Origin of the sequence: Gillisia sp. JM1, from assembly GCF_000424645.1 — a bacterium.
GTDB lineage: Bacteria > Bacteroidota > Bacteroidia > Flavobacteriales > Flavobacteriaceae > Gillisia.
This window is the reverse complement of the sequence record NZ_KE384220.1, coordinates 59,377-61,198: the sequence shown is the minus strand read 5'-3', so window position 1 is coordinate 61,198 and position 1,822 is coordinate 59,377. Positions and strand designations below refer to the sequence as shown.

At 47.5% G+C, this 1,822-nt stretch carries 1 rRNA gene; it reads left to right on the top strand.

The annotated features are described in order from the left end of the window. Nucleotides 1-57 precede the first annotated feature (57 nt). Nucleotides 58-1,577, top strand: a 16S ribosomal RNA gene (locus H033_RS20760). Nucleotides 1,578-1,822 lie beyond the last annotated feature (245 nt).

Below are 1,822 nucleotides of genomic sequence, written 5' to 3'. Positions count from 1 at the left end.
ATCGTAAGATTTGATACTTGAAACAGACCTTGTAATTGTTACAATATTTAAAAATTAACGATGAAGAGTTTGATCCTGGCTCAGGATGAACGCTAGCGGCAGGCTTAACACATGCAAGTCGAGGGGTAACGGGGTGCTTGCACCGCCGACGACCGGCGCACGGGTGCGTAACGCGTATACAATCTACCTTGTAGAGGGGAATAGCCCAGAGAAATTTGGATTAATGCCCCATAGTATTATTAGACAGCATTGTTTTATAATTAAACATTTATGGCTACAAGATGAGTATGCGTTCTATTAGTTAGTAGGTAAGGTAACGGCTTACCTAGACTTCGATAGATAGGGGTCCTGAGAGGGAGATCCCCCACACTGGTACTGAGACACGGACCAGACTCCTACGGGAGGCAGCAGTGAGGAATATTGGACAATGGGCGAGAGCCTGATCCAGCCATGCCGCGTGCAGGAAGACGGCCCTATGGGTTGTAAACTGCTTTTATAGAGGAAGAAACACTCCTACGTGTAGGAGCTTGACGGTACTCTACGAATAAGGATCGGCTAACTCCGTGCCAGCAGCCGCGGTAATACGGAGGATCCAAGCGTTATCCGGAATCATTGGGTTTAAAGGGTCCGTAGGCGGGACAATCAGTCAGCGGTGAAAGTCTGTGGCTCAACCATAGAATTGCCATTGATACTGTTGTTCTTGAATACTTATGAAGTGGTTGGAATATGTAGTGTAGCGGTGAAATGCATAGATATTACATAGAACACCGATTGCGAAGGCAGATCACTAATAAGTCATTGACGCTGATGGACGAAAGCGTAGGTAGCGAACAGGATTAGATACCCTGGTAGTCTACGCCGTAAACGATGGTTACTAGCTGTTCGGTCGCAAGACTGAGTGGCTAAGCGAAAGTGATAAGTAACCCACCTGGGGAGTACGTTCGCAAGAATGAAACTCAAAGGAATTGACGGGGGCCCGCACAAGCGGTGGAGCATGTGGTTTAATTCGATGATACGCGAGGAACCTTACCAGGGCTTAAATGTAGTTTGACCGATTTGGAAACAGATCTTTCGCAAGACAAATTACAAGGTGCTGCATGGTTGTCGTCAGCTCGTGCCGTGAGGTGTCAGGTTAAGTCCTATAACGAGCGCAACCCCTGTTGTTAGTTGCCAGCGAGTCATGTCGGGAACTCTAACAAGACTGCCAGTGCAAACTGTGAGGAAGGTGGGGATGACGTCAAATCATCACGGCCCTTACGTCCTGGGCCACACACGTGCTACAATGGTAGGGACAGAGAGCAGCCACTGGGCGACCAGGAGCGAATCTATAAACCCTATCACAGTTCGGATCGGAGTCTGCAACTCGACTCCGTGAAGCTGGAATCGCTAGTAATCGCATATCAGCCATGATGCGGTGAATACGTTCCCGGGCCTTGTACACACCGCCCGTCAAGCCATGGAAGCTGGGGGTACCTGAAGTCGGTCACCGCAAGGAGCCGCCTAGGGTAAAACTGGTAACTGGGGCTAAGTCGTAACAAGGTAGCCGTACCGGAAGGTGCGGCTGGAACACCTCCTTTCTAGAGATTTTGCCGTTTTAAAAGGCAAAACGCAATTACATCAAAAAGGTTCTCAAGAGAAACTTTTGGTCTTAATTCCTGTCAATTTAATTATAATACAATAGTAAAGAGTGAAATGTGAAGAGTGAATGGTATTTACTTGAAACTTGACATTTAAAACTTGAAACTGTTAAATACAGTCTCATAGCTCAGCTGGTTAGAGCGCTACACTGATAATGTAGAGGTCGGCAGTTCGAGTCTGCCTG